The following is a 24,057-nucleotide window of genomic DNA, read 5'->3' as shown; positions in this document are numbered from 1 at the left end:
GACATCGACGCAAGTCGTTTCGGCCGGGGCGGGCCGAGCCCATCGTAGGAGCATCCGGCGGCCGGGTGAAGGCACGCTAGGTGATCAGTCGGTGCCCGGCCCGGTCCAGCGCCGTGACTGCCTCGTCGAGGCGTACGGCGGGAACCAGCACGTAGTCGGTGTCGTAGGTGGAGAAGGCGACCACCGTGACCCGGGCGGCGGCCAGCGGGTCGACGAGCGCGGCCAGGGTGCCGGAGACGGCGAGGCCGAGCGGGCCGGCCACCCGCAGGCAACGCCAGGCGGTCTCGGCCTGCTCCGGTGCCCGGGTGGCGGGGCAGATCACCGACACGCCGTCGGCCGTCCAGCTCACCGTCACGACGTCACCGTCGCTCAGCCCGCCCGACAGGTCGGGCGGCAGGGCGGAGCCGGCCGCCAGGCGGCAGACGGCGTACTCACCCGGCAGCAGAGCGATATCCAGCATGAAGGCACCTTACGGCCTCGGCCGGCAACCGCCCCACCTCCGCGCGTGCGGCGAACACCACACGCCGCCCCAGGTCAGACCTCGGAGAAGAAGGTGAGCGAGCCCGCGACCGCCCCGTCGCAGAGGACGGGAGTGGAGATGGCGTCGACGGTGGCGTCCGGCACCTCGGGTGCGACCCCCTCGATGCGGAGCAGCCCACGGGCCAGCCGACCGGAGGAGAGAGCGAGCAGCGGCGGAATCTTGTCGATCTCCGGCTCGGCCAGCTCGCCCCGGTTGGCGGTGAAGTCGAGCAAGCGCAGGCCGCCGTCGAGCAGCGGCCGGCCGATGACGTCCTGCGGGGTGCCCAGACAGAGCAGCTCGCACCCGGACGCGGAGACCGCGACCACCCGGGTGTCAGCGTCGATCAACAGGCAGGGCTCGTCGGCCCGGGAGACGGTCGCGGACCACCAACCGACGTTGTCGGACCCCTGCTCTGTCGGTGTCCCCGCCGGCGGCACGAAGACTTCCGAGAGCGAGAGTTCGACGTGGGCCACCGAGCCTCCTATTTACACCGACGGTATGTCCACGCTAGCTGGTCCCGTGGCCGGCCGCTGACCGCGCGGGGTCACCGGGCCGCCGGTGGTGATCCAGGCCCTGACCGGGCGGCCGGTGACGGCGCGACCGACGGATGCCGATCGGACCCGGGCCGCGTGGCGTCGCGGCTGACGTTACCGCCGGCTGACCGGCTTGTCAGCGGCCGTTCGGCCGTCCTCGTACCACCGGTAGTCGGCCGCCGGGCGGTAGCTGCCGTTCAGCCAGGTGGCCGGGTGCTGCGCGACCCGGGAGAGCTTGTCCGCGGTGGCCGGGCTGATCCGGTTGCCGGCCGCGACGAGCAGCCGGTCCAGCTCGCGGTGGGTGGCCATGAGGCAGTCCTTCGGGAGGCCGTAGACGCTGATGACACCCGAGCCGACGAAGGTCAGCACCGGCGTCACCGGAACCGGCAGCCCCACCGCGTCGCTCAGGGCCTTGCTCGCCCGCTTGGCGTCGCGGCGGGCCTCCGCCACGTACGGTGGGCGCTTGCCGTTGATCTGCACGACGTCGCCGGCCACCAGGACCCGGGCCCGGCCGTGATCGGCGATCGTCACCGCGTAGAGCCCGCTCGGGCCGATGGCGAGGAAGCCGGCGCGATCGTCGCCGCCATGCTCGCGCAGCAGGTCGATGGCGTCGGTGCGCGGCCACTCGATGACGTGCCACGCCGGACCGAGATGGTCGAGCCGGCCGAGCGCGCGGGCGCCGGCCGCCTCCAGCCGCCGCGCTTCCCGCTCCGCCCGCCGGCGGCGGGCCCACTCCAACGGGGACGGGCGGGCCGGCCCGAGAACCCCCGGGGCCTCCGCCCGGGGATGCGGTACCGCCACGGGCGGCAGTGCCCGGGCGGACGGTACGGCTCGACGAGCGGGAAAGACAGTCATCGCGACCTCCGGCAAAAGGTCCCTCGAAGTTATGTCCTCACTACCCTACGTTGCTAGTCCCGGGGCTCGGCAAGTTGGAGCGCCGGAGTGACTGTGGATGAATGCCGTATTCATCCACGGTCGTTTTGCCGGATGCCGAGAAACCCTGCCTTACGGTCGGTGTCGACGTCGCTACGGCGGGCCATCCGGACAGGCCCTACGCTGCCAGAGTGACGCACTACGTGGACAGTGAGGTCGGTCGGCTCGGCACCGTGATGCTGCACCGCCCCGGGCCCGAGCTGGCCCGGCTCACCCCCCGGAACAACGACTCGCTGCTCTTCGACGCCATCCCCTGGGTGGGCCGGGCCCAGGAGGAGCACGACGCGTTCGCCGCCGCCCTGCGCGAACGCGGCATCGAGGTGCTCTACCTGGCGGAGCTGCTGGCCGAGACGCTCGCCGTCGCCGACGCCCGGGCGGAGCTCACCGAGCAGGTGCTGCGCTCACCCCGGCTCGGCGACCAACTGCGCGCCCGGGTCGCCGCGCACCTCGCGTACCTCGACCCGGCCGCGCTCGCCGACGTGCTCGTCGCCGGCCTGGCCCATGAGGAACTGCGGATGAGCCGGGACCGGCCGGGCGGTCTGGTCTACACACTGATGGACCGGCACGACTTCGTCATCGACCCGCTGCCCAACCTGCTCTTCACCCGGGACTCGTCGGTCTGGATCGGCGACCGGGTCGCCGTCACCAGCCTGGCGATGCCGGCGCGGCGCCGCGAAACGACGCTGACCGACGCGATCTACCGTTACCATCCGCGGTTCGCCGGCACGGGGTTCGTCTACCACCCGTGGCTGGAGCACCTGGAGGGCGGCGACGTGCTGCTGCTCGCTCCCGGCGTCCTGGCGGTCGGGGTGGGCGAGCGGACCACTCCGGCGGGTGCCGAGCGCCTCGCCCGGCAGGTCTTCGCCCCGGGGCTGGCGCACACCATCCTGGTCGTGCCGATCGCCCAGGAGCGGGCCACGATGCACCTCGACACCGTCTGCACGATGGTCGACGTCGACGCCGTGCTGATGTACCCGAACATCGCCAGCACGCTGTCGGCGTACACCGTCATCGCCGGCGCCGACGGCGCGGACCCGCGGGTGGACGGGCCGGCGCCGTTCCTGCGGGCCGCCGCCGACGCGATGGACCTGGACCAGCTCCGGGTGATCGACACCGGCCTGGACCCGGTCACGGCCGAGCGTGAGCAGTGGGACGACGGCAACAACACGCTCGCGCTCGCCCCCCGGCTCTGCGTCGGCTACGAGCGCAACACGGAGACCAACGCTCAGCTCGAGCGGGCCGGCATCGAGGTGATCCCGATCGCCGGCTCCGAGCTGGGCTCGGGCCGTGGCGGGCCCCGGTGCATGTCCTGCCCGATGGTCCGCGAGCCGCTGACCGGCACGGCACCGCCGGCAGCGGAAGGCGACCCCGCCTGACGGCGTGCCCTCAGCGCAGGGTGAGCTGGCGGCCGAGGAGGCCGTGGCGGGCCCGGCGGGCGGCCGCGTCCAGGGGAGCCGGGTCGGCGAGGGCCTCGGCGTAGCGCTTGGCGAAGTCCGCGACCGGCTGCTCCCACTCGGCGGCCGGAGTGTCCTCGGGAAGGTCCCAGACGGGCACGAGGCGGCCGTGCGCACGGAACATGCCGGCGAACTTCGTCTGCTCCCCCAGCGTCAACGTGCCGGCCGCGCTGAGTCGCGCCAGCGCGTCCAGCGCGGCGTCCTCGTCGTCCGGGAGCACCCAGCGCACGTGAGCCTTCTCCGGAACCTGACACCAGTACGCGGCGCGCGCCGCGGACAACCGCACGGTCGGGTAGATGGCGGCGTTGGCCCGCTCCAGCGACGCCTGCACGGTCGGATCGTCCGCCGCGCCCGGGTCGAGCCAGAACTCGAAGCCGTCGTGCATCGTGATCTCCAGCGGCCCGTCGACCAGGACGTCCTGCAGTCGGGGACCGGGCCCGGGCAGCGGCGGCACGGTCACCTGACCGCCCGGCTCGGTACGCAGCGCGCAGAGCAGCGCCTCCGCCAGGTCCCGGGAGACGTCGCCGGACTGCTGGTGCCGCTGGAGGCCGATGAAGACCCGCCCGTCCGGCTTGGTCATGGCGGGCGCCGCCATCGGCAGCACGGTGGCCAGCAGGACCTCCCGGTCGCCGAACTCCGCCACCAGCTCGGGAGCGAGGCGCAGTGGTGCGGAGGCGGCCGGTACCAGCTCGCGCAGGGCGATCCACTCCGGCTCGTCGGTCAGCCCCTCGAAGGGACGGGGCACGAAGACGTCCCGTACCTTCTCGCGCTTCCCGGTGGTGTCCGCGGCCCGCTGGCTCTTTCGACGCTTGCTCACGGTCGGACAGCCTAGAGGCCGGCGCGGGCCGACGTGGGGAGGACCCGCATCTCAGGCGACCACCAGGTCGGGTCGGGCGGCGCCGGCGGGCTCGAACTCGGCCCAGACGCTCTGGCCGAGGCCGTCCCGGTCGACGCCCCACCGGGTGGACAGCCCGGAGACGATGTGCAGGCCACGGCCGTCCATCGCGTCCGGGTCGGCCGTCCGCATCCGCGGGCCGGCGGGAGCACCGCCGTCGGTCACCCGGAGCTGGACGCGGAGACCGGCCGGCGTGCCGCGGAGCCGCCAGGCCACCCGGATCACCCCGCCGGGGAGCGGGTCGGCGTGCCGTACGGCGTTGCCCACCAGCTCGGCGAGGACCGCCACCAGATCCGCGAGCAGGGTCGGCGGCACGATGTCGGCCAGCTCGTCGGCGAGCCGGTGCCGCGCCTGCCGCGCCCCCGTCGCGTGGTGGGGCACCACCACGCACCACGCCCGTCCGGGATCTTCCGTCGACACCGTCGCCCCTCCACACACCTCCAGCCACCGCCGGTCACCCGCGGGGCAGCCGCACCTCTGCGACCGTACCGCCACCGGTCTTCGGACGGAGGGATACCCATCCATTCTGCTGTTCAACGATCCGGCGGACGAGATAGAGCCCGAGCCCGGCGCCGGGGAAGCGGCGGCGGTCGCCGGACTCGCCCTGCCAGAACCGGTCGAACGCGCGCTCCACGTGCTCCGGCCGGATACCGATGCCCTGGTCGGCCACCCGGAAGGAGACGGTCTGCCCGTCGCCCCCGGCGGTGATCGTGATCGGGGTGCCGGGCGGTGAGTACTTGCCGGCGTTGGTGCACAGCTCGGTCAGCACCGTCGCCAGGCTGGCCCGGTGGCCGAGCGCCTTCGGCAGCCCGGCCGGCAGGTCGAGCGCGATTCGGTGCCGCAGCTCGGCGGGGAGGTCGGCCACCGCCGTCCGCAGGGCGTCGGCCAGGTCGTACGGGGCGGGCGGCTCCTCGCCCGGTCCCGCGTCGGTCGCGGACGAGAGCAGGCGGTCGACGAGGCGGGCCAGCTCGTTGGCGCGCTGGCCGATCACCCGGGCGGCCATCCGCCGGTCGGCGTCGGTCAGCGACTCCCAGTGATCGGTGAGGGTGTCCGCGTACCCCTTGATGACGGTCACCGGGGTGCGCAGCTCGTGGCTGGTCACCGCGACGAACAGGTCCCGGTCGTTGTCGCGGCGCTGCTGGTCGGTGATGTCGCGGAAGGTGACGACCCGGAGCGTTCCCGGGCCCGGCAGCTCTCCCGAGGTGATCCGCAGCCAGCGGCCGTCCGGCAGCCGGTGGTCGAGCACCTGGCCGGGCGGGGGCAGTGGGAACGGCAGCGGCCGGTTGAGCGCCTCGCCGGCGGGACGTCCGGTGACCTGGGCAGCGGCCGGGTTCCAGAGCCGGACGTGGCCGTCGCGGTCCACCACGGCGAGGCCGTCGGCCATCGCGGCCACGACCGGCCCGTCGCCGTGCACCGGAAGGCCGCTCTGGTCGCCGTACATGTGGGCGATGCAGGAGGCGATGTAGCCGACGACGCCGTGCTGGTCCGGGCCCGGTTCGTCGCCGTCGGCGGGGTAGAGGGCGTGCAGACTGCCGACGGTGAGCCCGCCGATCTCGGCCCGGGACACCACCATCCGGGACAGTCCGCGGTCGGCGAGTTCACCGCTGAGCTTGCCGGTGAGGAGTTCCGTACGCACCTGCCGTACCCGCGGCCCGGAGAGCAGGCAGGCGGTGTCCGGGTCGTCGGCCGGGAGCGGGCGGCCGATGGTCCATTCGGCCGCGCCGGTGGCGGCGATCACCCGGCCGCCGGTGGGCGCGAACTCGACGAACGCCATACCGGACGCGCCCAGCGCGGTCTGCGCGACCCGCAGCAGCTGGCTGAGGACCGGCAAGCCGGCGTCCCCAGAGTTGATCATCTCGATGACCGCGGTGTGGCCGGCGATGAGAGCGGAGAAGTCGGTGCGCTCCGGCATGCCCCCGAGTGTGCCCCGCCGACCGGTTCGCCGGACATCCCCGTTCCGGCCGGCGTCGGGGAGGGCGTCGACGAGGGACCCCTCCCCCTGCCGCAGGCGTCAACCGGGCGTCCTTCCTCACCCCCGGACGCGGGAGAGGGCCTGGGCCGGTCGGTCGGTGATGATGCCGTCCACCCCGGTGGCCAGCACCAGGTCGAGGTCGGCGGGGTCGTTCACGGTCCAGACGTAGACCTGGTTGCCGGCCGCCCGCAGCGCGGGCACCAGATCCGGGCGGGCCCGCACCAGCGCGATGCCGGGGCCGGCGATCCGGGCGCCGAACGGCAGGCGGCCCAGCCGCGGCCGGCGGGGCAGCACCTCCAGCAGCAGGACGGTGGGCAGCGCGGGGGCCAGCTCGCGGACGCGGCGGACCGCCAGCAGCGAGAACGACATCACGGTGACCTGGACCGGGTGCTCGGGCCGGGGCTCGGTCAGCCCGTACCGGTCGAGCAACGCGACGAGCCGTCGCTCGACGTCCCGGCCGTACCGGGACGGGTGCTTCGTCTCGATGAGCAGCCGGACCGGCCGGCCGGCGGTGCGCACCGCGTCCAGCAGCCGTTCCAGGGTGAGCAGCCGGGTGTGCGACTCGTCCAGCACCTCGTCGCCGTCGGCCGGCACGCAACCCGGATGCCAGGACCCGAAGTCGAGCGCCTCCAGCTCGGCGAGGGTCCGCGCGCTGACCAGGCCGCTTCCGTTGCTGGTGCGGTCGAGGCGGCGGTCGTGGACGCAGACGAGGTGCCCGTCGCGGGTCAGCCGGACGTCGCACTCCAGCCCGTCGGCACCCTCGTCGAGCGCGCGCAGGTACGCGGCGAGCGTGTGCTCGGGCAGGTCGTGGGACGCGCCGCGGTGCGCGAAGACGAGGGGGCGGCGCATGGCGCGTACCCGGTCAGAGGACCCGGCCGGGCTGCCCGTCCTCGCCGACCACCGGGCGGCCGGTGGCGGCCCACTCGCCCATCCCGCCCTCGACGTTGCGCACCTGCTCCCAGCCGTTGCGCATGAGGTACGTGACGACCTGGGCGGAGCGCCCGCCGGACCGGCAGATGACCGCCACGTCGCGGTCGATGGGCACCTCGGCCAGCCGGGACGGCAGCTCCATCATCGGCAGGTGGTGGGCGCCGGGGGCGTGCCCGGCGGCCCATTCGTCGTCCTCGCGGACGTCGAGCAGGTACGTCTCGTCGGTGATCTCGGGGACGGTCACGGTGGGTACGCGGGGTCCGAACACGATTACCTAGCCTAGGGCCTGGGCGCCGCCGTGGCTCGCATCGGGACTCCCGACACCGGCCCCGGTGGGCGACGGGTCACAGTCGGGTGACCCAGCGCGGGTGGGCCCGCGCCCAATCCGGGACCCGCCGGCCCCGGACCGCCTCGAAGAGCTCGGCGCCGCCGTTCTCCAGCACCACGTACGAGACCTGCCCGATGGTCTGCGGCCGGGACGGCACCTGCACCCCGCGCAGGGCGTCCGTCGGCAGGTTGCGCAGCGCCAGCACCAGGTCCTCCAGGGGTACGCCGTTGGTGTCCACGGTCAGCGACCCGCCCACGGCGCGGATCAGCTGGTCCAGCTTCACCGGGTTGGTCCGCAACGAGGTCTCCGAGGTGCGTTCCAGCACCGCCCGAAGCAGCTGCTGCTGGTGGGTCTGCCGGTCGTAATCGCCGTTGGGGAGGTCGTAGCGCTGCCGGACGAAGTCCAGGGCGGTCCCGCCGTCCATCCGCTGGCATCCGGGGGTGAAGACCCGGCCGGTGTGGATCGAGCGGAACTCGGTGTCGACGCACATGCGTACGCCGCCGAGCAGGTCGATGACCTCGCGGAAGCCGGAGAAGTCGATCAGGGCGGCGCCGTCGAAGCGGATCCCGGTCAGGCGGGCCAACGTGGCCGAGAGCAGGCGGGTGCCGGCCAGCCCGCCGCCGCCGTACTCGTACGCCGCGTTGATCTTGTCCTGCCCGCCGCCGTACCCGGGTGCCGCCGGGATGGCGACCAGCAGGTCCCGGGGTATGGAGACCAGGAACGCCTCCCGTCCGCCGGCGGGAACGTGCACGATGAGGATCGTGTCCGACCGCCGGTCGGCGGCGTCGCCGCTGCGCCAGCGGTCGGTCCCGACCAGCAGGTAGTCGAGGGGTCCGTCCAGGTCGGTGCGGTCGCGGCGGGCGCTGGGGTCGAGCAGTTGCTCCTTGACCACCGCCCGGTCGTACCGCTCGGTGAGCGCCCGGAGGCCGACCACGGCGAGCCCGGCCAGCAGCACCAGGGCGAGGCCGAGGCCGACCAGGAGGCGGGACCAGCGGGGCCGTCCGGACCGGACGCCCGCGCCGGCCCGCTCCCGTCCGTCCCCCGACCTGGACGTGGTTCCTCCCCGCCACCCGTACGTGAGTCTTCTTCACGTCAGGCTACGGTCGGCGTTCCTCCCGGCGGGCCGGTTCGCCCGATCCCGGTCACTTCCGGGTGGAGAGCACCTCCGGGTTGGCGACCACGAAATCGGCCAGCCGGTCCTCCTTGACGGCCCGGAACATCTCCATGGTCTGCGCGCTGAGCGCCTCACGGTTGTTGCCGTTGCCGTTGAAGGTGCCGCCGTTCGTGCGCAGCATCGTCAGGTCGTTGCCGCCGACCCCGCGCATGGTGAAGATGAAGTCGGCGACCGGCACGCCGCCGGTGTCCAGGACGAACGCGTCCCCCGCGGCCTTGATCAGGGCATTGATCTTGGACGGGTTCTTCAGCGTGCCGTTCTGCGTCGCCTTCTTCGCCATCGCCTTGATCAGCTGCTGCTGGTTCTGCTGGCGGTCGTAGTCGCCGTTCTTGAGGGTCTTGCGCTGCCGCGAGTAGTCCAGCGCCGCCCAGCCCTCCATCTCCCGGCAGCCCTTCTTGTGCACCACGGGCTTACGCGGCTTGCCGGTCTTCTTCGCGTCCGCGTTCCACATCGGCTCGCCGTCGACGTACGACATGTGGATCGACTCGACCTCCTGGTTCACGCAGATCCGGACCGTGCCGAGGGTGTCGATGATGCGCTTGAAGCCGCCGAAGTTGATGATCGCGGCACCGTCGAAGCTGATCCCGGTCATCTGTTTGATGGTCTGCGCGGTGAGCTGGGCACCGCCCTCCCAGCCGCCACCGTTGCGGGCACCCGCCTGGAACGCCGCGTTGATCTTGTCGACGCCACCGTGGTAGCCGCTCTTCTTGAAGGCCGGAATGCGGGCCTCGGTGTCCCGGGGGATCGAGATCAGGTACGCCTGGTCGTGGGTCGCCGGAATGTGCAGCACGATGATGCTGTCCGCACGCACGTCGTCCGGGGCCCACGACGCGCGCGCGTCCACCCCGAGCAGCAGCATGTCGATCGGGCCCTTGAGGTCGGCGCCGCCCTCCGCGCTCGACTTGCCGGCGTCGCCGAGCAGGTTTCGCTGGTCGATGTTGCCGGTCGCCTGGTCGATCAGCACCTTGCCGCCCACGAGCGAGACACCGCTGGTCAGCATCAGGACCGCGCCGAAGATCAGCGTGATCCGCGCCCAGAGCGGGTCCTTGCGGCGGCGCTTCCGGGCCGGCGGTGCGGCGGGCGGGCGACCACCGGGCTGCGCGGGGATGGTGGCGGAAATCCGGGCCGAGGTGCGGGGCGTCTCCAGTGCCGGTGGGCGGCCGCTGGTCTGAACCGGCATGCATGCTCCAGCTGGATGGTCGGGGGGCGGGATCACTGTACGGACGCTTTCCCGCCCTGGCGAGGTCATCCGGAGGGAAAAATGCCGCCATCCCGGCCGTCCGGTCAGAAAATCATCCGAACGGAGGGGCCGAATATCACCGGTCGACCGGTGGTGTCCCGGGGCGCTGCTCGGCTCCTTGCCGGCGGCACCCCGGCCGTCAGTTGCCGCCGGCGGTCTTCTCGTTCGCCTTGACCCAGTCCGCCATGGTGTCCCTGGACATCGCCTGGTACATGGCGAGGGCCTTCTCCCGGTCGGAGACCACGACCGATTCGCCGTTGATGGTCTGGCTGCCGTTGTGCGGGCTGGTCACGAAGGTCAGGTTCTCCCCGCGCAGGTTGCGGAACTGCACGGCCATGTCGAGCAGGGAGAAGCCCTCGTCGACGGTGACCGCGGCGGTCACCGCCCGGAGGAAGTTGTTCAGCTTGACCGGGTTCGTGAGCGTACCGGTGCTGGCCGCCTTGTCCAGCAGCGCGCGCAGGAACTCCTGCTGGTGCCGCATCCGGTCGAAGTCGCCGTTCGGGAACTGCTTGCGCTGCCGGATCCAGTCCAGCGCCTCGGCGCCGTTCATGTGGTTGACGCCCTTGGTGAAGGTGCGGTACGGCTTGTGGATCGAGGTGATCGTCTTGTCCACCTTGAGTTCGACGCCGCCGAGCGCATCGGTGACCTCCTTGAACCCGGCGAAGTCGATCGCCATGACGTGATCCACGTGGACGTCGGTGAAGCACTCCACGGTGCGGACCGCCAGCGGCAGCCCGCCGAACGCGAACGCCGCGTTGATCTTCGCTCGCTGGCCCGAGCCGCAGTCCGCGCCGGCGCTCTCCGGGATCGGCACGTACAGGTCGCGCGGGATCGACACCAGGTAGGCCTCCTGGTGGTTGCTCGGAATGTGCATCACGATGATCGTGTCCGCGCGCCACTTGCCGGCCTCGTTCACCGGAGCGTCCGGGTCGCGCGAGTCGCTACCCACCAGCAGGATGTTCAGCGCGCCGTCGACCGACTTGGCCGGCCGGCCGCCGGTGATCTGTGCGAACGGGTCGGTCCGGGCCAGGTCGTCGTCGAGGCCGCGGGCGTAGAACCAGGCGCCGGTGGCGCCGAGCAGCGCCAGCACCAGCACGGCCAGACCCGCCACCAGACCGATCCGGCCCCAGCGGGGACGGGGACCACGCCGCTCCGGCCGGCCGGGGCCGCCGCCGCCGAAGTCGCCGGGGCCACCCGGCCCGGTGGGCCCGCCAGGGCCGCCCGGGACCGGCTCGTCGGACGCGGGGTACCAGCGCGTCTCGGGGGCCCGGGCACGGCCGCCGGCGCCGGGCACCGACGCGCGCCCGGCGCCGCCGGAGCCGGAGCCCGGCACCGACGCGCGCCCGGCGCTGCGGTGCACGTGCGGAAGCGGGAAACCGGCGGGCGTGGTCGCTGACATGTAACTCAGGGTACGTACGTCGGGCCACTGCCGCCCTGAACCGACGCGGGCGTCGCCACCGCTCGTCGCGGAGGGGCTACCCTAAGCGGTCGCGGAAGTACTCGATCGTGCGTCGCAGGCCCTCCTCGGGCGTGACCCGGGGCTCGTATCCGAGGAGTTCCCGGGCGCGGGTGAGATCCGGCCGGCGCATCTCCGGGTCGTCGGCGGACCGGGTGATGTAGGTCACCTCGGAGCGGCTGCCGCACAGCGAGACGATCGTCTCGGCCAGTTGCCGCATGCTCATCTCGTGCTCGGTCCCGCAGTTGATCGGGCCGGTCTCGGTCGAGTCGAGCAACAGCAGGATGCCGCGTACCAGGTCGTCGACGTAGCAGATCGAGCGCGTCTGGTTGCCGGTGCCGTGCACGGTGATCGGCGCGCCGCGCAGCGCCTGCGAGATGAAGGTCGGGATGGCCCGCCCGTCGTCCGGCCGCATCCGCGGCCCGTAGGTGTTGAAGATGCGGACGATCCCGACGTCCAACCCCCGGCTGCGGTGGTACGCCATGGTGGCGGCCTCGGCGAACCGCTTCGCCTCGTCGTACACGCTGCGGACGCCGATCGGGTTGACGTTGCCCCAGTACGTCTCCCGCTGCGGGTGCTCCTTCGGGTCCCCGTACGCCTCGGACGTGGAGGCCATGAGGAACCGGGCGCCGTCGGCGACCGCCCGGTCGAGCAGGTGCAGGGTGCCGACCGAGCCGATCCGGAGGATCTCCACCGGCAGCTTCTCGAAGTCGGTCGGGCTGGCCGGCGACGCCATGTGCAGGATGGCGTCGAACCGCTCGGCGAGCGCCGGGTGCGGCGGCAGCCCGTCGGAGACGTCCGCCTCGACCAGCGTGAAGGCCGGGGTGTCCGCGAGGTGGGCGACGTTCTCCTTCGAGCCGGTGACGAAGTTGTCCACCGCCACGACGGTGCAACCCCGGGCGATCAGGGCGTCCACCAGATGCGACGGAACGAACCCGGCACCGCCCGTGACGAGGATGCGGTGACCGGGGCCGAAGCGCTGCACAACCTTCATGGCGGTCAGCCTACCGAGGCCCCACCGACGGGGACGGCTCCCCTTGGCAACGCTCGCGCCGCACCGGGGAACCGCCCGACGACCCGCCGGGCGGGCCGGCGTGTGTGCACGGCCCGCCCGGTGGTGCTCAGTGCGCGCCCGCGCCGGTGAGCGAACGCACCTCGAGCTCGGCGTACTTGTCCTCGTCGCGCTCCTTCGAGATGACGGTGCCGATCCACCCGCACAGGAAGCCGAACGGGATGGAGAGGATGCCCGGGTTCGACAGCGGGAACCACTGCCAGTCGTGGTCGGGGAACATCGCGGTCGGCGCCCCGGAGACCACCGGCGAGAAGAACACCAGGAACACCGCGGCGAACAGGCCGCCGTAGATGGCCCAGACCGCACCGGAGGTGTTGAACCGCTTCCAGAACAGGCTGTAGAGGATCGCCGGCAGGTTGCCGGAGGCGGCCACCGCGAACGCGAGCGCCACCAGGAAGGCGACGTTCAGGTTCTGGGCGTAGATGGAGAGGACGATCGAGATCGCGCCGATCACCAGGGCGGCGATCCGTGCCACCGCCACCTCCTGCCGCTCCGACGCCGTTCCGTCCTTGATCACGTTGGCGTAGAAGTCGTGCGCCAGGCTGGACGAGGAGGCGAGGGTCAGACCGGCGACGACCGCCAGGATGGTCGCGAAGGCGACCGCCGCGATGATCGCCAACAGGGCGGCCCCGCCCAGGTCGCCGCCGAAGAAGTCCAGCCCCAGCGCCTCGGCGAGTTGCGGCGCCGCGGTGTTGCCCGCCCGGTCCTGCGCGGTGATCGCCTCGCCGCCCACCAGCGCCGCGGCACCGAAGCCGAGGGCGAGGGTGAGCAGGTAGAAGGTGCCGATGATGCCGATCGCCCAGAGGACGCTCTTCCGGGCGGCCTTCGCCGTCGGCACGGTGTAGAAGCGGATGAGGATGTGCGGCAGGCCGGCCGTGCCGAGCACCAGCGCGATGCCGAGCGACAGCAGATCCATCTTGCTGTAGAAGGTCTTGAGGGCGTCGCCGGGTGTCTCGACGCCGTAGCGGAGTCCGGGTTCGAGGAAGGCGGCACCCTTGCCGGACGCCTCCGCCGCGTCACCGAGCAGCCCGGAGAGGTTGAACTTGTACTTCGCCAGCACCAGCAGCGTCATCAGGATGGCGCCGCCCATCAGCAGGAACGCCTTGACGATCTGCACGTAGGTGGTGCCCTTCATGCCACCCACCGTCACGTAGATGATCATGAGGGCGCCGACCATGATGATGGTGGCGATCTTGGCGGCGTCCGCGTCCATGCCGAGGAAGGTGGTGCCCGGCTTGATGCCCAGCAGCAGGGCGACCAGAGCGCCGGCGCCGACCATCTGGGCGAGCAGGTAGAAGATCGACACCGTGATGGTGGAGACCGCCGCGGCCGTACGCACCGGACGCTGCCGCATCCGGAAGGCCAGGACGTCCGCCATCGTGTAGCGGCCGGAGTTCCGGAGCAACTCCGCGACCAGCAGCAGCGCCACCAGCCAGGCGACCAGGAAGCCGATCGAGTAGAGGAAGCCGTCGTAGCCGTACAGGGCGATGAGGCCGGCGATGCCGAGGAACGACGCCGCCGACATGTAGTCGCCACCGATCGCCATGCCGTTCTGGAAACCGGAGAAGGACCGACCGCCCGCGTAGAAGTCGGTGGCGGTCTTGGTCTGCCGGCTGGCCCAGACGGTGATGGCGAGCGTCACCGCCACGAAGACGAGGAAGAGCGTGATGGTCAGGTTCCGGGCGGTGGTGTCGCCCGCTTCAGCCGCGAGGACCATGCTCATGGGTCACCTCCCCGATCTCGGCGCGGATCCGGTCGGCCACCGGGTCGATCTTGCGGTCGGCGTACCGGGAGTAGAACCAGGCGATGAGGAAGGTGGAGACGAACTGGAGCAGACCGAAGAGCAGGGCGATGTTGATGTTGCCGATGACCTTCGTGCCCATGAAGTCCCGCGCGTACGCGGAGAGGATCACGTAGAGCGCGTACCACAGGAAGAACGCGACGGTCATCGGGAAGACGAAGCCGCGCAGCGCGCGCCGCAACCCGGCGAACTCGTCCGACCGCTGAACGGCCAGATAGCGTTCCGCCGCCGATTCGGCCGGGGCGGACGCGGGTGTGTCCGTGGACATCTGTGGATCACCACCTTCACAGGCTCGGGGAGTTTCGCGCACGGTAGGAAGCGCACTCCCGACCCGGGAAGCGTGAGATCGGCATCGGTCGTCGGCTGCGCCGAACGGCACCATGGGTGCGCCGAGTGACGTCGATCACTGCGCTGACCGGTCGGCCGTCGTAGCCGTGGCTCGCCCCGGGGGTCGCTCAGGTCAGCTCGCGGTACCGGCCCCGGTAGTGCAGCAGCGGCTCGGTCTCCTCGGCCAGCTCGACGGTCTCGATGGTGGCCTCCACCAGCAGGCCCCAGCCGTACTCCCGGGCGGCGTCGAGTCGGCACCCCGCCCAGCCCCCGGAGTCCGCGGGCACCGGACCGTACGCCGTCTCCGTCCACGCGCCGGTGGCGAAGAGGCCCCCCGGCGCCGGAAAGAGCCCCGCGAACCGGTCGGCGAGCTGCCGGTGCGGCGGGCCCAGCGCCGCCACCGCGAAGCGGCCCGCCGACTCGGCAGCCGCCCACAGGTCGGCCTCCGGGTCGATCAGGCCGAGCAGCCGGTCCGGCTCACCCTCCGCGACCAGCGTCGAGGAGACCGTGAGGCCCGCCGGTCCGGGCGCCGTCCACAGCGTCACCGGCGCCGCCAGCCGACCCCGCAACCGACGTACGGGAGACCGTTGTTCGGCGGGGACGGCGAACGGGTCGGTGTGGTGGATCCGGGCACCCGGCTCATGATTCACGTGGAACATTCTGCCGTCCCGTGCCCGCGCCCAACCCACGAAGCGCTCGTGCAGCCCGGCCGGCGGCACACCGAGCTGCGCCAGTTGGGCCGATGCCTCGGCCAGCAGCGTCCCCAGGTAGACCAGCAGCGCGGCCCGGTCGTGCCGGTACTCGGTCAGCAGCGCGAGCCGGGCGGGCTGGCAGGGCCAGTGCGCGCCGCACGACCGGCACCGCCAGAGCGGGCGCATCGCCACATGCCGGCTGGGCCCGTTCTTCACCAGCGACCGCCGTTGGCCCGCCAGGTCTGCGCCGGGGTCAGCCAGCCGGCCCGGCCCGGTCGCGGCAGGGCCACCGTCGGCCAGGTCGCCCAGGTCGGCGGCACCTCGGGCCGGGCGGGGACCCGGTCCGGCACGATCGCGCCCGGCGCGGCGGCCGGCACCGGCCGGCTCCTCCTCCGGTACGACCACAGCGCGGCACTCCTCCGGAACGGTCTGAACACGGGTGGCCTCCCTTGGGGTCGGGGGCCACCCCGACCGGGGGATTGACCGGGGCGGCCCGACGCAGGACCGGCCGCCGGGTCGTCGCCTCCACCGGCCGGGCCGCGCACCCTCCACCCTGGACGGGGCCGCCGGAACAGGGGAGGATGCCAGGGCTTACTACGGACCGCGGTCACTTACTTACCGGAGAGGTAAGGATGAACGTCGAGATGTGGATCCGGGCCCTGAAGGCCGCCCGCGCCGCTGCCAACGTCTCCCAGGAGGGCCTCGCCGCCCTGATCAAGTGGAGCCCGTCCACCGTCGCAGCCATCGAGACCGGCCGGCGTCGGCCGACCATGGAGTTGGCGGTCGCCGCCGACGAGGCTCTGGGCACCGGCGGCCTCCTCGCCGAGCTGCTCAAGGCGGCCGACCGGGAGCGCGGCCCCTCCTGGTTCGTGCCGTGGCGGGGTTACGAGCAGGAGGCGAGCCGGCTGCGCGCCTTCGAGCCCTGCCTGGTGCCCGGCCTGCTTCAGACGGAGGAGTACGCGCGGGCGGTAATCTCGGCCGGCGGACTGCACCCGCCGGCCACGGTGGACGAGCTGGTCGCGCTGCGCCTGGAACGGCAACGACTGCTTGACCGGGAAGCCCCACCGCAGGCCGCCTTCTTGCTCGACGAGACGGCGGTGCGCCGGCCGGTCGGCGGCCCGGCCGTGCTCGACGCGCAGCTCGGCCGCCTGCTGGAGGCGGCCGAGTTGCCGCACGTCCGGCTGCACATCCTGCCGCTCGCCGTCGGCCAGCACGTGGGTCTCGGTGGGGGCTTCGTGCTGGTCGAGCTGTCGGACGGCGAGCGGGCGGTCTACCTGGAGAACGCCGCCCGTGGACACGTCATGAACGACCCCGAGACGGTCCGTCTGATCGACCGCAAGTGGGATAGCCTGCTGGGCGAAGCGTTGTCCACGAGCGCTTCGCTGGAACTGATCCGGAAGCTGAAGGTGACGCCATGACCGCTGCCGCACCCCGCTGGCGCACGTCAACCCGATCCACCGACTCGGGCGGCAACTGTGTCGAGGTGGCGGACAATCTGCCGGGGGTCGTGCTGGTGCGGGACAGCAAGGACCGGTCCGGCCCCACGCTCACGTTCCGCCCCGATGCCTGGCGCGCGTTCATCTCCCGCGCGAAGGCACGCTGAGCGGGCGTCACGGTGATCAGATGACGTCCTGCTGGGCTGAACCCCGGCATTCGCTCCAGCAGAGCATCATCCGATCATGCGTGGCTGCCGGTGCGAGGCGGGCGGTTCAGTCGGGCGTCAGTGATCGGCGGGCCGCGTCGAGCACCTCCGGGTCGGCGCAGCCGGCTGCGTACCCGGCGATCCGGCGGCGGATGTCCCGCCCGAGCAGCCAGACCCCGACCCGGTCGGCGACCGGACGCAGGAAGCCCGGCCGGCAACGGAAGCTGTACCGCCAGGTGGCGACGGTGTTGCCCGGCTCCGCCGCCGGGGCGAACCGCCACCCACCGGCGAACATCTCGAAGAACCACGGCCCGCGCACCATCTTCATGCCGACGTTGGTCGGCGGCGCGAAGGAGACGTACTCGCTGACCATCACGAGACCGTGCCGGGAGCGGGTGAAGGTCCGCACACCCTTGCCCGGTCGGGTCGCGCCGTCGAGGAAGTGCTGCTCGCGGACGAACGGGTCCCAGCGGTAGCGCACTGGTGCGGTGGTCTGGGACACCGCGAAGGCCAACTCGGATGGGACCGGCACGGTGGTGACCGCCTCGACGACAGGCATCCCGGCATTGTGCCGCCACCCGGCAAGCCACGTGCGGCCGCCGGCCGGGTCGGTGCCGCCGATGCGTCAGCGGCGGGGGGTGACCGTTGCCAGGAGCTCCGGCTGGCGGCGGTCCAGCACGTCGCCGGCCAGGTACGCGCCGAGCAGTGCCGCCCCCAGCCCGTACGCCGCGCCGACCGGCAGGGCCAGCCAGAGCCACACGTCGCCGAGCAGCGCGGCGGCCACCACCATCGGGACCGCCAGGGCCGCCGAGGCGACCATCGACAGCAGGGCCAGGAAACTGCGGGCCACGCCGGCGCCGCTGTTCAACGCGAACGGGTTGCTCGTCTCCGGCAGCGAGTACGCCCCGAGCACCGACAGGAAGGTGTTGACGGCCAGCCCCACGCCGTACGTGGCGAGCAGGCTTCCGGCCGTCATCCCGATCCAGCCCGGCCGGCCCAGGATCAGCGCGAGCACCACGGAGACGACCACGACCAGCGGCAGCACGTAGAGCGAGAAGGCCGCCATCCGGGCGCGCAGCTCCACCTTGCCCGGCACACCGGCGACGACGTTCGCCGCGTACGCGCTGCCGTCGAAGCCGAACTGGTTGGCCAGGGTGACCGCGGCGAGGACGCCGACGAACAGCATGGACAGGCTGACCAGCACCGGGGACGAGGTGTCCGGAGCGCCGAAGCCACCGTTGCCCTCGATCACGTTGGCGCCACCCAGGTTGACCATGGCCGGCACGAACAGCCCGACCACCGCCAGCGTGATCAGGTTCGCCCGGCGCCGGGCGTCCCGCCACCAGTACCGCGCCTCCCGCCCCACCAGCGCGCCGAACCGGGTCCGGGGCAGCCAGCCGAGCGGCCGGGGGAAGAACTGGGCGACGGCGGTGCCGGCCGTCGCCGCGCGGGCCGGTGCCCGGCCGCTGCTCGCCGCGCCGACCATCGCCGACTCCAGCGAGCGGGACCACCACGCCAGCAGCGCCACCACCGCGAGCGCGGTGATCAGCAGCTTGACCGGCGCGGCCCACACCCGCCCCTGGGCCACGTCGATGCCGGCGGTCCACGGTGCGCCGAACGGCGTCCAGCCGACCACGGTCGCCACCGAGGTGAACCGGTCCCAGTCCGCGTCGCGCAGCGCGGTGGTCGCGGCGATCTGCAGCGGACCGAGCAGCGCGGCGGCCACGGCCAGCAGCACCGCGGCCAGGTCGCGGACCCGGCGGGAGCGCAGCATGGTGGCGAAGGCGCTGGTCACCGCGCGGGCGGCGGCGACACACAGCAGCAGGCCGCCGGCCACCCCGACCGCCTGGACCAGGGCGGCGGACCACCCGCCGAGCGCACCCGCCGTGACGACCAGCCCGGCGAGCGCCAGCAGCACCGCGACCGCCGGCACGCTGACCAGCGCCGCCGCGAACAGACCGGTCACCAGCGTCCGGCGGGACAGCGGAAGCAGCGCGAACCGGGCCGGGTCGAGCGTCTCGTCGACGCCGAAGAAGACCAGCGGCAGCAGCAGCCAGCCCAGCACCAGCAGGCCGCCGCCGAGCGCCGCGACCAGCAGCGCGTACCGGTCGCCGTCGGCGAGGCCGGGGGCGGCGAAGAGGAAGAACCCGCCCACGGCGAACCAGAGGCCGACCAGCACGCCCACCACGAACAGCGCGATCCGCCAGCCCTGGCCCCGGAAGTTGTTGCCCATCACGCGCAGCTTGAGCCGCACGAAGTGGCGGGCGGAGACCCGCCGGGCCGACCCCACCGGCTCGGTCACCGCGACAGCCACGCCAGCTCCTCGCCGGTCGCCGTGCGCCCGCCGACGACCTCGACGAAGACCTGCTCCAGGGAGCGGCCCCCGCGGACCTCGTCGAGCGTGCCGACCCGCTTGATGGTGCCCGCGGCGAGGATCGCGACGTGCGAGCAGAGCCGCTCCACGACCTCCATCACGTGACTGGAGAAGACGACCGTGCCGCCACCGGCCACGTACCGCTGGAGGATGTCCCGGATCAACGCCGCCGACACCGGGTCGACCGCCTCGAACGGCTCGTCCAGCACGAGCAGCCGGGGCCCGTGCAGCAGCGCGCAGGCCAGGCCGATCTTCTTCTTCATGCCGGCCGAGTAGTCGACCACCAGGGTGCGCCCGGCGTCGCCGAGCGCTAGGACGTCCAGCAACTCGGCCGCGCGCTGGTCGACCACCGCCGGGTCCATGCCGCGCAGCAGACCGTGGTACGCGAGCAGCTCCGCCCCGCTCAGCCGGTCGAAGAGGCGTACGCCGTCGGGCATGACCCCGAGCAGCTGCTTCGCCCGGACGGGGTCGGCCCAGACGTCGTGCCCGAGCACCCACGCGCCCCCGGCGTCCGGCCGGAGCAGACCCACCGCCATCGACAGCGTGGTGGTCTTCCCGGCGCCGTTCGGGCCGAGCAGCCCGTAGAACGACCCGGCCGGAACGTCGAGGTCGACGCCGGCCACGGCCACCTTGCTGTCGAAGCGCTTGGCCAGACCGCGCAGCGCTAGGGCGGGGTGCTCAGCAGTCATGGTTACGACCGTATCCGGCACCGGCCAGCGGGCCGCTCCCGCTCCAGGATGATCCGGCGTCCTACCCGAGGCGTACCCGGCCGCGGCGCAACCGGGGCCGTGCGTCGCCGTCCCGTCCGCGCGGCTGCTGCGGCCCGGCTACAGCCGCAGCGCCTCGGGGGTGTGCAGGCGGAGCATGGTGGTGCCGACGCCGGCCGGGACGCGGCGGCGGGTGGCCATCGACACCGCCACCATCACGGTGAAGGCGAGCGGCACCGTCCAGGCGGCCGGCTGCGCGATGAGCGTGGCCGGCCAGCCCGACAGCGGAGGGCCGAGCACGGTCACCAGCACCGCCCCGATCGCGGCACCGCCGCCGACCAGCACCCCGGCGGCGGCCCCGAGGTCGGTCAGCCCCCGCCACCAGATGCCGAGGACCAGCAGCGGGCAGAAGCTCGATGCGGCCACCGCGAACGCCAGGCCCACGACCTGCGACACGGCCAGGCCAGGGATGTTGACGGCGAGCACCGCCGGAACCGTGCCGGCGATCAGCGTGGCCACCCGGAAGCCGTGCACCGACCCGCGGCCCAGCACGTCGGTGGAGATCACGCCGGCGACGCTGGTGAGCAGACCGGACGAGGTGGAGAGGAACGCCGCGAACGCCCCGGCGGCGACCAGCGCGGCGAGCAGCCGGCCGGTGGTGCCGTCCCCCAGCGCCGCGCCCGGCAGCAGGACCACGACGGCGTCCGTCTGCCCGGTTACCAGCAGGTGCGGCGTGTAGATCCGGCCGAGCACCCCGTAGATCGTGGGGAGCAGGTAGAAGGCGCCGACCAGGGCCAGCACGACGAGGGTGGTTCGCCGGGCGGCCGCGCCGTCGGGGTTCGTGTAGAAGCGGACCAGCACGTGCGGCAGGCCCATGGTGCCGAGAAACGTGGCGAGGATCAGCGAGTACGTGGCGAACAGCCCCTGGTCGTCGTCACCGGCGGTGCTGGGCAGCAGCCAGTCGGCCGCGTCGGTGTCCACCCCGGACACCTCCGGCACCGGGTCGCCCGCCGCGAAGGTCAGTTCGTCGCCGGGGCGTACCTCCCGTTTCTCGCCGCCGGGCAGGGTGAGCGTCGCGGGGTGCTCGACCACGACGGTGGTCGCGGTGCGGAACGCCGGCCCGTCGGGCGGGGTCACCGCCGGGCGGGCGTCGGCCTGCCACTGGAGCGCGAGGAAGATCGCGGGTACGGCGAGCGCGGTCAGCTTCAGCCAGTACTGGAACGCCTGGACGAAGGTGATCGCGCGCATGCCGCCGAGCGCCACGTTCGCGGTGACCACCACGGCCACCAGCAGCGCGCCCACCGGGTACGGGGAACCGACGAGCGTCGCCAGCGTCAGCCCGGCGCCCTGCAACTGGGGGACGAGGTAGAGCCACCCGATGAAGATCACGAAGACCGTGGCGAGGGTGCGCAGCCACCGCGAGCCGAGCCGCAGTTCGCAGAAGTCGGGCAGGGTGAACGCGCCGGAGCGGCGCAGCGGCGCGGCGACGAACAGCAGCAGCGCGAGGTAGCCGGCGGCGAAGCCGACCGGGTACCAGAGGACCTCGACGCCGTACTTGAGGATCAGGCCCGCGATGCCGAGGAAGCTCGCCGCCGACAGGTACTCGCCGCCGATCGCGGCGGCGTTCCACGTCGGGCTGACGACCCGGGAGGCGACCAGGAAGTCCGACGTGGTGCGGGCGAGGCGCAGGCCGTAGAAGCCGATCGCCACGGTGACCAGGGTGACCGCGACGATCGCGGGGATCACGTACTCGTTGCCCACCTCAGCGCTCCGGCCGCTGGACCAGGTCGGTGAAGTCCTGCTCGTTGCGCTCGGCGAGCCGCACGTACGCCCAGCCGACGGCGACCAGGAACGGGAAGGAGGCCACCCCGAGCAGCAGCCAGGGCAGGTTCACCCCGAGCACGGTGACCCGGCCGACCGAGGGTGCGATCGCGAACAGACAGGGCAGACCGCCCAGCCCGACCGCCACCACCAGCGATAGCCGCAACGCGAGGGCGAGCTGCGCCCGGACCAGCCCGCGCACCAGCGCCTCGCCGACCCGGGTCTGCTGGGCCAGCTCGGTGCGGGTGCGTTCGCTGCGGGACTCGCGGCGCACCACGTCGGCCAGCACGATCCGGGTCCGCGGCGGCGGTCCGGTCGGTCCCGGCGAGTTGCCGTGCCCTGGCGGGCCGGCCTGCGCCGGCACCCGGCCGGTGTCGTCGGGCCGGGGCGCTCCGGACCATGTTCCCGCGCCGGGCGCCGGGACGGGATCGTCGGCAGCGGTCACCCCGGAAGTCTCACCCGATCACCGGGAATGTCAAGGGCTGCGAGGGCGCGCTGTGGAGAACCTGTGGAGAACGCGTCACCCCTGTGGATAACTTCTGTCGTTTGCTCGGTGACCTGCGGCGACGGGGTGGCTTCGTGGTGGGCGACGGCCGGAACCGGCCGCGCCCACCGGTGCGGGTTACTCCAGGCCGACCCGGACCGGGTGGGCGGAGGCGGAGCCGAGCCAGGTGTGCGGGTTGCCCCACCAGCACCAGCCCAGCTTCGGCGCGCCCTGGCTGATCCAGATCGCGGGTACCCGCTTGTCTCCGCAGCGGGAGCCGACCAGCGAGAAGCACTTGTTCTTCGCCAGCGCCGGCGGGTGCAGCGTGACGAAGGCCAGCCCCTCGTCGATGGTGAGCGGCAGCCGGCCCTGGCCGGTGATCACCTCCATGGCTTTCGCGGGGGCCAGGTTGCGGGTCTCCTCGCCGCGGTCGACGTCGAAGAGGAGGTACGCCGGCCCGGCCGGCACCGCCAACTCCTTGATCGGGTCGAAGCGGGCCAGGTCGCCGTCGGGGAAGTGCTTCTCGACGATGCTTCCCGGCTTGCTCTTGCCGGCCAGCGTGGTCAGCGGGACGCGGGCCTCGACCGGCACCAGGTCGCGCGTCACGACCAGCAGGAACGGCACGCGGCCCTCGGCCGGGCCGGGCAGGCCGGCGGCGCCGGCCACCGCTGCCGCCCGCAGCGGGGCGACCAGCTCGCGGAAGTCCTCCGGGCTCCGTCCGGCGAGGGCCGGGTAGCCCAGCTCCACGAGCCGGTCCACCTGGCGGTCGAACTCGGTCCCCGCGTCGAATCGGGTCTCGGTCACGGCGTCCCCTCCCAGCAGTCGTACGCCCTACCGTACGCCGTACGACCAGCTTCGCCAAACAAGATCCGGGCGGCCTCGGGCCGTTCCGCCCGGAATCCCGCAGCGGGCCGGTGCAAGTCGACCGGCGTGGATAGCATCCGCGCCGTGCTGCTCCCCCTCGTGGCCGCCGCCACCGTCGCCGGGGCCGCCTGGGGGATGTTGGTCCCCGGGCTGGTCGACCGGTACGCGGTGGCCTGGCCGGACGGCCGGCCCAAGCCGCCCTGGCGCACCGCGTGCCCCCGGTGCGGAGCCACGAGGCCGCCCTGGTGGCGGTCGTCCGGCCGATGCGCGGGGTGCGGGCGGCGACCCCGTCCGGGACGCGCGGTCACCGTTCCGCTCTCGGCCGGCACGTGCGGGATCGCCGCGGTCTCCGTGGGCCCGGGCACGGCGCTGCCGGCGTTCCTGCTGCTGGCCGCGCTCGCCGTGCCGCTCGCCCTGGTCGACCTGCGGGTGCTGCGGCTGCCCGACCCGCTCGTGGGGGCAGCGTTCCTGGGCGGGGCGGCGTTCCTGCCGCTCGCCGGGCAGGCCGTCCCCGCGCTGGTCCGCGCCCTGCTCGCCACCGTGCTCTGCGCCGTCGGGTACGGCACCCTCGCGCTGCTGCCCCGCTCCCCGCTGGGCTTCGGTGACGTGAAGCTCGGCGCCGTCCTCGGCCTGCACCTCGGCTGGCTGGGGTGGCCCACCGTGGCGCTCGGCGTCCTGCTGGCCCCGCTGGTGAACCTGCCGTTCGTCGGCGGCCTCCTGCTCACCCGCCGCGCCGGCTGGCGCACGCCCGTCCCGTACGGGCCGGCGATGCTCGGCGCCGCGCTCCTCGCGATGCTCGTCGGCGCGCCGTAGTGCCCAGCCGGCCCGGCCGGCAACC

The 24,057-nt window shown here is 73.1% G+C and carries 26 protein-coding genes; 4 read left to right on the top strand and 22 right to left on the bottom strand.

Going from position 1 to position 24,057, the window contains the following annotated elements:
• Positions 1-76: 76 nt before the first annotated feature.
• The 3 genes from EV376_RS04750 to EV376_RS04740 all read right to left on the bottom strand — a co-directional run bounded on the left by EV376_RS04750 (position 77) and on the right by EV376_RS04740 (position 1,908).
• Complete coding sequence (locus tag EV376_RS04750) at positions 77-460, bottom strand: ACT domain-containing protein (protein WP_130320932.1); 384 nt, start codon at positions 458-460, stop codon at positions 77-79.
• 74 nt (positions 461-534) lie between these two features.
• Positions 535-993, bottom strand: coding sequence for a hypothetical protein (locus tag EV376_RS04745; RefSeq protein ID WP_130320931.1), 459 nt, complete (start codon positions 991-993; stop codon positions 535-537).
• A 174-nt stretch (positions 994-1,167) separates the two neighbouring features.
• Positions 1,168-1,908 (bottom strand): hypothetical protein, encoded by a 741-nt coding sequence (locus EV376_RS04740; protein ID WP_130320930.1) that lies wholly within the window; start codon positions 1,906-1,908, stop codon positions 1,168-1,170.
• A gap of 254 nt (positions 1,909-2,162) precedes the next feature.
• Between EV376_RS04740 and EV376_RS04735 the strand changes: the two genes are divergently transcribed.
• Positions 2,163-3,362, top strand: a complete 1,200-nt coding sequence (locus tag EV376_RS04735) for an arginine deiminase (protein WP_486482863.1) — start codon at positions 2,163-2,165, stop codon at positions 3,360-3,362.
• A 10-nt stretch (positions 3,363-3,372) separates the two neighbouring features.
• Here the strand turns inward: EV376_RS04735 and EV376_RS04730 are convergent, their stop codons facing one another.
• From EV376_RS04730 to EV376_RS04670, 13 genes are all read right to left on the bottom strand, one after another.
• Entirely contained in the window at positions 3,373-4,257 is an 885-nt protein-coding gene (locus EV376_RS04730; RefSeq protein WP_130320928.1) for a DUF5926 family protein, read from the bottom strand.
• A gap of 51 nt (positions 4,258-4,308) precedes the next feature.
• The gene (locus tag EV376_RS04725) at positions 4,309-4,722 is read right to left on the bottom strand and encodes an ATP-binding protein (RefSeq protein ID WP_486482862.1); all 414 of its coding nucleotides are present in this window, start codon (positions 4,720-4,722) and stop codon (positions 4,309-4,311) included.
• A gap of 67 nt (positions 4,723-4,789) precedes the next feature.
• Positions 4,790-6,247, bottom strand: a complete 1,458-nt coding sequence (locus EV376_RS04720) for a sensor histidine kinase (protein ID WP_130320926.1) — start codon at positions 6,245-6,247, stop codon at positions 4,790-4,792.
• Positions 6,248-6,364: 117 nt separating this feature from the next.
• Positions 6,365-7,156 carry a glycerophosphodiester phosphodiesterase family protein gene (locus EV376_RS04715; protein WP_130320925.1) on the bottom strand — a complete coding sequence of 264 codons (792 nt, stop codon included), beginning with the start codon at positions 7,154-7,156 and terminating at the stop codon, positions 6,365-6,367.
• 13 nt (positions 7,157-7,169) lie between these two features.
• Positions 7,170-7,505, bottom strand: coding sequence for a rhodanese-like domain-containing protein (locus EV376_RS04710; protein ID WP_130320924.1), 336 nt, complete (start codon positions 7,503-7,505; stop codon positions 7,170-7,172).
• 76 nt (positions 7,506-7,581) lie between these two features.
• Positions 7,582-8,520, bottom strand: coding sequence for an LCP family protein (locus EV376_RS04705; protein ID WP_130320923.1), 939 nt, complete (start codon positions 8,518-8,520; stop codon positions 7,582-7,584).
• A gap of 187 nt (positions 8,521-8,707) precedes the next feature.
• The gene (locus EV376_RS04700; RefSeq protein ID WP_130320922.1) at positions 8,708-9,919 is read right to left on the bottom strand and encodes an LCP family glycopolymer transferase; all 1,212 of its coding nucleotides are present in this window, start codon (positions 9,917-9,919) and stop codon (positions 8,708-8,710) included.
• 199 nt (positions 9,920-10,118) lie between these two features.
• Positions 10,119-11,378, bottom strand: coding sequence for an LCP family protein (locus EV376_RS04695; protein ID WP_130320921.1), 1,260 nt, complete (start codon positions 11,376-11,378; stop codon positions 10,119-10,121).
• A 76-nt stretch (positions 11,379-11,454) separates the two neighbouring features.
• Complete coding sequence (locus tag EV376_RS04690; RefSeq protein ID WP_130320920.1) at positions 11,455-12,429, bottom strand: NAD-dependent epimerase/dehydratase family protein; 975 nt, start codon at positions 12,427-12,429, stop codon at positions 11,455-11,457.
• A 127-nt stretch (positions 12,430-12,556) separates the two neighbouring features.
• Positions 12,557-14,230, bottom strand: coding sequence for a sodium/solute symporter (locus tag EV376_RS04685; RefSeq protein WP_130320919.1), 1,674 nt, complete (start codon positions 14,228-14,230; stop codon positions 12,557-12,559).
• Positions 14,208-14,576 (bottom strand): DUF485 domain-containing protein, encoded by a 369-nt coding sequence (locus EV376_RS04680; RefSeq protein WP_130320918.1) that lies wholly within the window; start codon positions 14,574-14,576, stop codon positions 14,208-14,210. Before EV376_RS04680 ends, EV376_RS04685 begins: the two co-directional genes overlap by 23 nt.
• A 187-nt stretch (positions 14,577-14,763) precedes the next feature.
• A complete protein-coding gene (locus EV376_RS04675; protein WP_130320917.1) occupies positions 14,764-15,513 on the bottom strand; it encodes a flavin reductase family protein in 750 nt (249 codons plus the stop codon).
• A 26-nt stretch (positions 15,514-15,539) separates the two neighbouring features.
• Positions 15,540-15,764 carry a hypothetical protein gene (locus tag EV376_RS04670; protein ID WP_130320916.1) on the bottom strand — a complete coding sequence of 75 codons (225 nt, stop codon included), beginning with the start codon at positions 15,762-15,764 and terminating at the stop codon, positions 15,540-15,542.
• Positions 15,765-15,959: 195 nt separating this feature from the next.
• Between EV376_RS04670 and EV376_RS04665 the strand changes: the two genes are divergently transcribed.
• Positions 15,960-16,745 carry a Scr1 family TA system antitoxin-like transcriptional regulator gene (locus EV376_RS04665; protein ID WP_130320915.1) on the top strand — a complete coding sequence of 262 codons (786 nt, stop codon included), beginning with the start codon at positions 15,960-15,962 and terminating at the stop codon, positions 16,743-16,745.
• Positions 16,742-16,930: a DUF397 domain-containing protein gene (locus EV376_RS04660; protein ID WP_130320914.1), complete on the top strand. Its 189-nt coding sequence runs from the start codon at positions 16,742-16,744 to the stop codon at positions 16,928-16,930. The genes EV376_RS04665 and EV376_RS04660 overlap by 4 nt, the downstream gene beginning before the upstream one ends.
• 106 nt (positions 16,931-17,036) lie before the next feature.
• On the opposite strand, the gene EV376_RS04655 is transcribed toward EV376_RS04660, so the two are convergent.
• The 6 genes from EV376_RS04655 to EV376_RS04630 form a co-directional block, all read right to left on the bottom strand.
• Entirely contained in the window at positions 17,037-17,528 is a 492-nt protein-coding gene (locus EV376_RS04655) for an SRPBCC family protein (RefSeq protein ID WP_130320913.1), read from the bottom strand.
• A 66-nt stretch (positions 17,529-17,594) separates the two neighbouring features.
• On the bottom strand, positions 17,595-19,283 hold the full coding sequence (locus tag EV376_RS04650) for an ABC transporter permease (protein ID WP_130320912.1): 1,689 nt from the start codon (positions 19,281-19,283) through the stop codon (positions 17,595-17,597).
• A complete protein-coding gene (locus EV376_RS04645) occupies positions 19,268-20,032 on the bottom strand; it encodes an ABC transporter ATP-binding protein (RefSeq protein WP_130320911.1) in 765 nt (254 codons plus the stop codon). The genes EV376_RS04650 and EV376_RS04645 overlap by 16 nt, the downstream gene beginning before the upstream one ends.
• Before the next feature lie 138 nt (positions 20,033-20,170).
• Complete coding sequence (locus EV376_RS04640; RefSeq protein WP_130320910.1) at positions 20,171-21,811, bottom strand: sodium/solute symporter; 1,641 nt, start codon at positions 21,809-21,811, stop codon at positions 20,171-20,173.
• A gap of 1 nt (position 21,812) precedes the next feature.
• Positions 21,813-22,235, bottom strand: a complete 423-nt coding sequence (locus EV376_RS04635) for a DUF485 domain-containing protein (RefSeq protein WP_486482861.1) — start codon at positions 22,233-22,235, stop codon at positions 21,813-21,815.
• A gap of 258 nt (positions 22,236-22,493) precedes the next feature.
• Positions 22,494-23,159, bottom strand: coding sequence for a DUF5701 family protein (locus EV376_RS04630; protein WP_130320909.1), 666 nt, complete (start codon positions 23,157-23,159; stop codon positions 22,494-22,496).
• Positions 23,160-23,303: 144 nt separating this feature from the next.
• Here EV376_RS04630 and EV376_RS04625 point away from each other — a divergent pair, with 144 nt between their 5' ends.
• Positions 23,304-24,032 (top strand): prepilin peptidase, encoded by a 729-nt coding sequence (locus EV376_RS04625; protein ID WP_486482516.1) that lies wholly within the window; start codon positions 23,304-23,306, stop codon positions 24,030-24,032.
• The last annotated feature ends 25 nt before the right edge of the window (positions 24,033-24,057 follow it).

The organism is Micromonospora sp. CNZ295 (assembly GCF_004217535.1).
The sequence above is the reverse complement of the archived record's forward strand: the minus strand, read 5'-3'. Positions and strand labels throughout refer to the sequence as shown.